Consider the following 8,106-nt stretch of genomic DNA (forward strand, 5'->3'; position numbering starts at 1 on the left):
GACCAGTACCGGCTTGCCGAGCGATGGCGCTTCTTCCTGTACGCCACCTGAATCGGTGAGCACGACGTGCGCCAATTGCATCAGACGAATGAAGCCGAGATAGTCGAGCGGCTCGATCAAATGTACGCGCGGCAAATCCGACAACATTTGCAGAACCGGGCCGCGTACGTTCGGATTCAAATGAACCGGATACACAAAATCGATATCGGAACGTTTCGCCAGTTCAGCCAGCGCTTCGCAAATATGCAAAAAGCCATCGCCGAAATTTTCACGACGATGGCCGGTGACGAGCAGCACGCGACGCTGCGGCGACAGGAAAGGAAACTGCGCATCGAGCCGCATGCGCAACGCCATGTCCTGCTCGATTCTTTTTGCTGTCAGTTGCAACGCATCGATCACGGTATTACCGGTCACCAGAATGCGGCCACCGAGATTTTCGCGCAGCAGGTTGTCGCGTGACCCGACTGTAGGTGCAAACAGAAAATCGCTGACCACATCAATCATGCGACGATTCATTTCTTCCGGCCACGGCTGCGACAAGTCGCCGGTACGCAAACCGGCTTCAACGTGTCCAACCGGAATACGGCGTTGAAAGGCTGCAGTAGCGGCAACCATCGCGGTCGTCGTATCGCCATGCACCAGTACACGATCGGGGCGTTCGCTTTCCAGAATCGGATCGAGCTTCGCAAAAATACGCGAACACAAAAGATTGAGCGATTGATTAGGCATCATGACGTCCAGATCATGGTCTGCCTTGATTTCAAACAAAGCCATCACTTGCTCCAGCATGCTGCGATGCTGACCGGTTACACACACGACGGACTCAATACCCGGTGTTTGCGCCAGTGTGCGAACCAACGGCGCCATTTTGATGGCTTCTGGTCGGGTACCAAAAATGGAAAGTATCTTCACTTAAAAATTTCCTTTGCCATTTAATGACCAATAGCTGCATTACCTGCGCTTAATATCGACGGATGGCGAAGTGTAAAGAGTTGTAAGTAGCTGTCTAGCGATAAATACCTTTCTTGGAGCGAGTTTTCAAAAGTTCACAATTGGTCGCCACAATATCAAACTCAAAAGACCAAAATACCGATTCGAGTGTCCCCGATCGGTAGATACTCCTGGCCTAAGAATGGGCGTTCAACCCAGCGGATACTGTGTCAGGTGCTTTCCGTCAGAACGAGCGGTTTTGCAGATTGGCATTGCTGCGGCAGTCCGATGCACTTGCTATCGAATTCAAAGGTTCTTATGACGCGCCGGAAATCTATCGGGAGCTGAAGTCCTAGTGACTACCCCGTCAGCAAAGCCGGGGTCGAATCATGATGCCGCAACATGGACAGCCGAATGAACAGGGAATGGGTGATGGGTGCTTTGCGAATGCAACAATCCCGCGCCAGGATTGTTGCATCATTCAGATAGAGATAGTCAGTATTGCAGCCATGACTACCGGAATTTGCTGAGAGAATTCAGCATGCAGACTTCGATGAGTCGCAAAGGGAATTGCTGGGATAAGACCCAATGGCAGGCTTCTTCAATAACCTGAAGAGCCAACTGGTCTTCCATCAGGACTACGCGACCCGCGCAGCGAGCAGGCAAGATCTATTTGAATACATTGAGGTATTTATAATCTCGTACTGTAAAAAATAAATCAATGAATCAAGTTACTTTTCCGATAGTCCACGCAAGCTGCCGAAAAACCTAAATTCATTCCCACTCGATCGTCGCTGGCGGTTTACCGGAAATATCGTAGACGACACGGTTGATGCCGCGCACTTCATTGATGATGCGGTTCGATACCTTGCCCAGCAATTCATACGGCAAATGCGCCCAGTGTGCCGTCATGAAATCCTGCGTCTGTACGGCGCGCAGGGCCACCACGTATTCATAGGTACGGCCATCGCCCATCACGCCGACTGATTTGACCGGCAGGAATACCGCGAAGGCCTGGCTGGTTGCGTCATACCAGTTGCGGTGCGGCGTGCCGATGTCGGTCGCTTGCGATGCACCCGGCGCATCGACGAATGGCGTGTTGCGCAACTCTTCGATAAAGATCGCATCGGCGCGGCGCAGCAGGTCGGCGAATTCCTTCTTCACTTCGCCCAGTATGCGCACGCCCAGGCCAGGGCCAGGGAAAGGATGACGGTACACCATGTCATGCGGCAAGCCGAGTGCGACGCCAAGTTCGCGCACTTCATCCTTGAACAATTCGCGCAGCGGCTCCAGCAATTGCAGGTTCAGTGTTTCCGGCAGGCCGCCCACATTGTGGTGGCTCTTGATCGTGTGGCCCTTCTTGCCCTTGCCTGCACTTTCAATCACGTCCGGATATATCGTGCCTTGCGCCAGCCACTTTGCATTCTTGCGCTTGCCGGCTTCGACCTGGAATACTTCGACGAATTCGCGGCCTATGATCTTGCGTTTGGCTTCCGGATCGGTAACGCCAGCCAGATGGCCCATGAACTGATCGACAGCATCGATGCGGATCACGTTGACGCCCAGATGGTCGGCGAACATCTCCATCACCATCTTGCCTTCATCGAGGCGCAGCAAGCCGTGATCGACGAATACGCAGGTCAGCTGGTCGCCGATGGCGCGATGGATCAGCGCCGCAGCAACGCTGCTGTCGACGCCGCCGGACAAACCGAGGATGACTTCATCTGTGCCGACTTGCTGGCGGATTTTTTCGACTGCCTCGGCAATATAGTCGGGCATGTTCCAGTCTGATTTGCAGCCGCAGATTTCATGCACGAAACGGCCGATGATGGCCTTGCCTTGCACCGTATGCGTGACTTCCGGGTGGAACTGGAAGGCGTACATTTTGCGTTCTTCATCGGCCATGCCGGCGATAGGGCAATTGTCGGTGGACGCCATCAGCTTGAAGCCGGGCGGCATTTCATTGACCTTGTCGCCATGGCTCATCCAGACTTTCAGCATGCCGTGGCCTTCTGCCGTCGTGAAGTCGCTGATGCCTTCGAGCAGCGTGGTATGGCCGCGTGCGCGCACTTCGGCATAGCCGAACTCGCGTATCGTGCCGTTTTCAACCTTGCCACCCAGCTGTGCAGCCATCGCCTGCATGCCGTAGCAGATGCCCAGTACCGGCACGCCCAGCTCGAACACGGCTTGCGGCACGCGCGGCGTATCGCCCTCGATCACCGAATTCGGGCCACCCGACAGGATCACGCCAGCCGCGCCATAATTGCGCACGAATTCATCACTGACATCGTAAGGATAGACTTCAGAAAAAACGCCGGCATCGCGCACGCGACGTGCGATCAACTGAGTGACTTGTGAGCCGAAATCGAGGATGAGAATTTTCGAGTGCATGAGATAAATGGTTGAGCGAAATGGTTGAGCGTTCGGTTTGTAACAAATAATTATCAGGTAGTTCAGCGTGTACTGACAGCGAGTCCGGAGAAATGCAATTCCCGCTCGATCAGCGCCACCAGATCTGCCATCCAGTGCCCATCTCCGGCAGTGAACGCGCGCGCGCGCTCATGGATCAGGCCTATTCTGCCGACGACTTTGCCGGCACGATCACGCAATGGGTGCAAGGCATAAAACCGCACTTCGAAATGATCGACCCTGCCCAGCGCGGGGTTAAATGGCGACGACTTCTCTGGCATCACTTGCAAGCCTGCACCCAAAGGCAATTCTGCGCAGAATTGATGCGCCTGCGATGGGTAGGCCGGCGCGACATCCGCATCAACTTCGGCATGCAGGCAGATCACGCATGCCGATACACCAAACAGGTTTTTCCCCAGCCGCTCGATGCGCGCAACAGCGTGAGAAATATCCTCGTTCCCCTGCCTGCCCGCATCAAGTGCAGAACTGTTGCAGTCAACGCCAGAAGATGAAGTCATTCCATACGCCTTTCTGCAACAGCACTAGCCTAGTCAGCGCGATAGTTCGGCGCTTCCTTCGTGATTTGCACATCGTGGACATGCGATTCGCGCATGCCGGCCGAGGTGATTTCAACAAATTCTGCCTGTTCGCGGAAATCTTCTATCGTCGCGCAACCGCAGTAACCCATCGACGAACGCACGCCGCCCACCAGTTGATACAGAATGGCGATGACGCTGCCTTTGTAAGGTACGCGGCCCTCTATGCCTTCCGGCACGAACTTGTCGACATTGTTGGCAGCATCCTGGAAGTAGCGATCGGCCGAACCATCCGCCATCGCGCCCAGACTACCCATGCCGCGATATGATTTGTAGCTGCGTCCCTGGAACAGTATCACTTCGCCTGGCGCTTCTTCAGTGCCGGCAAACATGCTGCCCATCATGACAGTGGATGCGCCCGCGGCCAGTGCTTTCGAGATATCGCCGGAAAAGCGTATGCCGCCATCGGCAATGCATGGAATGCCCGTGCCCTTGAGCGCCTGCGCCACATTCGAAATAGCCGTGATTTGCGGCACACCCACACCCGCGACGATACGCGTGGTGCAGATCGAACCCGGGCCGATACCGACCTTGACGCCGTCTGCGCCGTGATCTGCCAGCGCCTTGGCGGCAGCTGCGGTGGCGATATTGCCGCCGATGACATCCACGCCCTTGTAGTTATCCTTGATCCAGCGCACGCGATCGAGCACGCCCTTGGAATGGCCATGCGCGGTATCGACGACGATGACGTCCACGCCGGCCTTGACCAGCAAGTCGATACGTTCATCATTGTCAGCACCAACGCCGACCGCTGCACCCACGCGCAACTTGCCGAAGCCGTCTTTCGAAGCCAGCGGATGCTCGGTCGCCTTTTGTATATCCTTGGCAGTAATCAAGCCGCGCAACTCGAAGGCGTCGTTGACAACCAATACGCGTTCGAGACGGTGCTTGTTCATCAGGCGCTTGGCCTCGACCAGGTCTGCACCTTCGGATACAAACACCAGCTTGTCCTTGGGCGTCATCTTTGCGCTGACCGGCGCATCCAGTTCGTTTTCAAAACGCAGATCGCGGTTGGTGATGATGCCAACGACGATTTTTCCTTCGACAACAGGAAAGCCGCTGATGCCGTGCTGCAGCGACAATGCGATGACGTCACGAATCTTGGTTGTCGGCGCAATCGTGATCGGATCGCGCACGACACCGGATTCGAAACGCTTGACCTTGGCGACTTCACGCGCCTGCTCGGCGGCGGTCAAATTCTTGTGAATGATGCCGATGCCGCCTTCCTGCGCCATCGCTATAGCAAGGCGGGCTTCAGTCACGGTATCCATTGCTGCAGACAGCAAAGGAATATTCAACGTGATGTTGCGCGACAGGCGCGTAACAAGAGAAGTATCTTTAGGGAGTATGTCGGAATAAGCCGGGACCAACAGCACGTCATCGAATGTGAGTGCTTTTTGTAATAGACGCATAGTGTTTTCCTATTGGCGCAAAAGCGAATTATACAGAAATCCGCTTGATCCGTCCCGCCCTTGCGACAAGAAAGCATGCAATATCCTCGTATGCATTGACTTATGACGGGAAGCATGGCGAAATCGCACTAGTGTTTACCCCGCCTTTTCCTGAGGATTTGTCATGCATGCAACCGGTTTGAAACGTCTTACTGTCGCCATCCTGCTAGCCGCCTGCACCAGCGCCGCTCTGGCGCAATACATCTGGCTCAATGAAAAAGGCGTGAAACAATATTCCGACATGCCGCCACCGGCTTCGGTACCGGCCGGCAAAATCCTGAAGTCACCGAACGGAGTTGCCCAGGCAAGCACGCCCGCCAAGCCGGCAGAGGAAACGGAAGGCGATGCAGCCAAAAAGGCACCGCAAACGACAGCGGAAAAGAATGCCGACTTCCAGAAGCGTCGCGCCGAACAGGCTGAGAAAGAAAAGGAAGCAGAACAAAAGGCCAAGCAGGCAGCCGACAGAAAAAAGAATTGTGAGCAGGCGAACAATTACAAGCGCCTGCTGGATTCGGGGGAGCGCATCAGCCGCATGGATAAATCCGGCGAACGCGCCTACCTGAGCGATGCAGAACGTGCGCAGGAAACGCGTGAAAACAAACGCATACTGGAAGACTGCAAATAAAATCCGGGGTAAAGACCACGCCTGGCAATCAGGCGCTTTTTTTCGCGCCCCGGCTTTCAGCACGTTTGCGACGTGTATCCTTTGGATCGGCAATCAAGGGACGATAGATCTCGATCCGGTCATGCTCGCGCAGCACGGTATCCAGCGTTTTCAACTTGCCGTAAATACCCACGCGCCAGACGCTCACATCAATTTCCGGCGCCTGCTGGATAATCCCGCTATTCTGGATCGCCTGCTGTATCGTGGTGCCGGGCGCCACCGTCAGGTCCAGCAAAAACTGCCGGTCCGGCCGCGCATAGCAAAGCTGGATAGCGAGGGTGGCAGGCAGCTCAGCCATATACTTCTTCTGCCCGCTTGCTGAATGAATCGACAAAGCTGGTCGCGATCATGTTGAATACCGGTCCTATGATGGACTCGATCAGGCGATTCGAGAATTCATACTGCAGGTCGAATTCTATCTTGCACGCATCTGCGCGCAAGGGTTTGAAGGTCCAGGTGCCGTGCAACTGCTTGAACGGCCCTTCCAGCAGACGCATCGTCATCGAGACCGGGCGCACATTGGTGTTCTCGGTCGTAAAACTTTGCTTGATGCCGTGATAATTGATCATGATGCCGGCCACCAGCCGGTTCTCTTCGCGTTCCTTGACTTCGACGCCGCCGCACCATGGCAGAAATTGAGGATAATCCTCGACCCGATCAACCAGCGCGAACATCTGTTCGGCGCTGTAACCCAGCAAGACTGTTTTGTGTACTACCGCCATCGAATATGAACCGTTTGATAGAATCGCAGAGTTGCCATTTTAACCGACCATTAGCCGAAACTCATGAGCATTGTTGATAACAGAAAAGCATCCCACGATTATTTTATCGAGGAACGCTTCGAGGCCGGCATCGTATTGCAGGGTTGGGAAGTGAAATCCATACGCGCCGGACGGGCGCAATTAAAGGAAGCCTACGTCATCATACGCAATGATGAAATCTTCCTGTTTGGCGCCCACATCAGCCCACTGCCCAGCGCATCTACCCACATCAGCACCGATCCGGTACGCACGCGCAAGCTGCTGCTGAAGTCCGATGAAATCAAGAAACTCGTCATCAAGGTCGAGCGCGCCGGCTATACGCTGGTGCCGCTCAACCTGCACTATCAAAAGGGCTATATCAAGTGCGAGATCGGCCTGGCAAAAGGCAAGAAACAGCACGACAAGCGCGATAGCGAGAAGGAAAGAGACACGCAGCGCGAGATCCAGGCCGCGATGAAACAAAACCGGCGATAAAAAACGGCGCCCGAGGGCGCCGTTTCAATTTGTGCGGAAAACCGGCTGCCGCACCATGAGCCAATTTACGATTTGATCTGCGGCCCCTGCGATTTCACGACTTGCATCGCGGTCGCGATCAAGCCGCTGATGTCGCTCAAATTGGCTGGGATGATGATCGCATTATTGGTCTTCGCCAGTTTGCCAAATGCCTCGACATACTGCTCTGCGACTTTCAGGTTCACCGCGTCGGAACCGCCCGGCTCGCGGATCGCCGCTGCCGTCTTGCGGATGGCTTCCGCACTTGCTTCGGCAATCGACAGGATAGCCGACGCTTCGCCTTGCGCGCGATTGATCGCGGCCTGCTTCTCGCCTTCCGAACGTGCAATCGATGCTTCCCGCTCACCGGTGGCGATATTGATCTGCTCCTGCTTGCGCCCTTCCGATGCCGCAATCAACGCACGCTTTTCACGCTCGGCGGTAATCTGCGACTGCATCGCATGCAGGATTTCCTTCGGCGGCGTCAAATCCTTGATTTCATAACGCAGCACTTTCACGCCCCAGTTGGCAGCCGATTCATCGACTGCATTGACGATGCTGTGGTTGATCAAGTCGCGCTCTTCGAAGGTCTTGTCGAGTTCCATGCGGCCTATGACGGAACGCAAGGTCGTTTGCGCCAGCTGCGAAATCGCCGAAATGTAATTCGATGAACCATACGAGGCGCGCATAGGATCTGTCACCTGGAAATACAGGATGCCGTCGACTTCGAGCTGCGTATTGTCCTTGGTGATGCAGACCTGCATCGGCACATCCAATGGAATCTCTTTCAGCGAATGCTTGTA

At 55.0% G+C, this 8,106-nt stretch carries 11 protein-coding genes; 4 read left to right on the plus strand and 7 right to left on the minus strand.

Annotated elements, in window-relative coordinates; genetic code table 11:
- Positions 1 to 867 (minus strand): non-hydrolyzing UDP-N-acetylglucosamine 2-epimerase (gene wecB, locus Q7T06_RS10090; protein ID WP_370652361.1); only part of this gene is annotated, 867 nt, incomplete at its 3' end.
- Positions 868 to 1,366: 499 nt separating this feature from the next.
- Here wecB and Q7T06_RS10095 point away from each other — a divergent pair.
- Positions 1,367 to 1,543: a DDE-type integrase/transposase/recombinase gene (locus Q7T06_RS10095; protein WP_370652362.1), complete on the plus strand. Its 177-nt coding sequence runs from the start codon at positions 1,367 to 1,369 to the stop codon at positions 1,541 to 1,543.
- Entirely contained in the window at positions 1,519 to 1,647 is a 129-nt protein-coding gene (locus Q7T06_RS13225; protein WP_370652363.1) for an IS3 family transposase, read from the plus strand. The genes Q7T06_RS10095 and Q7T06_RS13225 overlap by 25 nt, the downstream gene beginning before the upstream one ends.
- A gap of 57 nt (positions 1,648 to 1,704) precedes the next feature.
- Here Q7T06_RS13225 and guaA read toward each other — a convergent pair whose 3' ends face one another.
- From guaA to guaB, 3 genes are all read right to left on the minus strand, one after another.
- Positions 1,705 to 3,321 carry a glutamine-hydrolyzing GMP synthase gene (gene guaA, locus Q7T06_RS10100; protein ID WP_304784237.1) on the minus strand — a complete coding sequence of 539 codons (1,617 nt, stop codon included), beginning with the start codon at positions 3,319 to 3,321 and terminating at the stop codon, positions 1,705 to 1,707.
- Positions 3,322 to 3,383: 62 nt separating this feature from the next.
- Complete coding sequence (locus Q7T06_RS10105) at positions 3,384 to 3,857, minus strand: GAF domain-containing protein (protein WP_304784239.1); 474 nt, start codon at positions 3,855 to 3,857, stop codon at positions 3,384 to 3,386.
- A 29-nt stretch (positions 3,858 to 3,886) separates the two neighbouring features.
- A complete protein-coding gene (gene guaB, locus Q7T06_RS10110) occupies positions 3,887 to 5,347 on the minus strand; it encodes an IMP dehydrogenase (protein ID WP_304784242.1) in 1,461 nt (486 codons plus the stop codon).
- A 178-nt stretch (positions 5,348 to 5,525) separates the two neighbouring features.
- Here guaB and Q7T06_RS10115 point away from each other — a divergent pair, with 178 nt between their 5' ends.
- The gene (locus Q7T06_RS10115) at positions 5,526 to 6,011 is read left to right on the plus strand and encodes a DUF4124 domain-containing protein (RefSeq protein WP_304784244.1); all 486 of its coding nucleotides are present in this window, start codon (positions 5,526 to 5,528) and stop codon (positions 6,009 to 6,011) included.
- Positions 6,012 to 6,039: 28 nt separating this feature from the next.
- Here Q7T06_RS10115 and Q7T06_RS10120 read toward each other — a convergent pair whose 3' ends face one another.
- Together Q7T06_RS10120 and Q7T06_RS10125 are read right to left on the minus strand one after the other, a co-directional pair.
- Positions 6,040 to 6,348 carry an RnfH family protein gene (locus tag Q7T06_RS10120; RefSeq protein ID WP_304784246.1) on the minus strand — a complete coding sequence of 103 codons (309 nt, stop codon included), beginning with the start codon at positions 6,346 to 6,348 and terminating at the stop codon, positions 6,040 to 6,042.
- Positions 6,341 to 6,772, minus strand: coding sequence for a type II toxin-antitoxin system RatA family toxin (locus tag Q7T06_RS10125; RefSeq protein WP_304784249.1), 432 nt, complete (start codon positions 6,770 to 6,772; stop codon positions 6,341 to 6,343). Before Q7T06_RS10125 ends, Q7T06_RS10120 begins: the two co-directional genes overlap by 8 nt.
- Before the next feature lie 63 nt (positions 6,773 to 6,835).
- Here Q7T06_RS10125 and smpB point away from each other — a divergent pair, with 63 nt between their 5' ends.
- A complete protein-coding gene (gene smpB / locus Q7T06_RS10130; protein WP_304784250.1) occupies positions 6,836 to 7,285 on the plus strand; it encodes an SsrA-binding protein SmpB in 450 nt (149 codons plus the stop codon).
- A 65-nt stretch (positions 7,286 to 7,350) separates the two neighbouring features.
- Here the strand turns inward: smpB and Q7T06_RS10135 are convergent.
- On the minus strand, positions 7,351 to 8,106 hold a 756-nt coding region (locus tag Q7T06_RS10135), incomplete at its 5' end, for an SPFH domain-containing protein (RefSeq protein WP_304784252.1).

It is taken from the genome of Herminiimonas sp., from assembly GCF_030645555.1.
In the GTDB taxonomy this organism is placed as follows: Bacteria; Pseudomonadota; Gammaproteobacteria; order Burkholderiales; family Burkholderiaceae_D; genus Oxalicibacterium.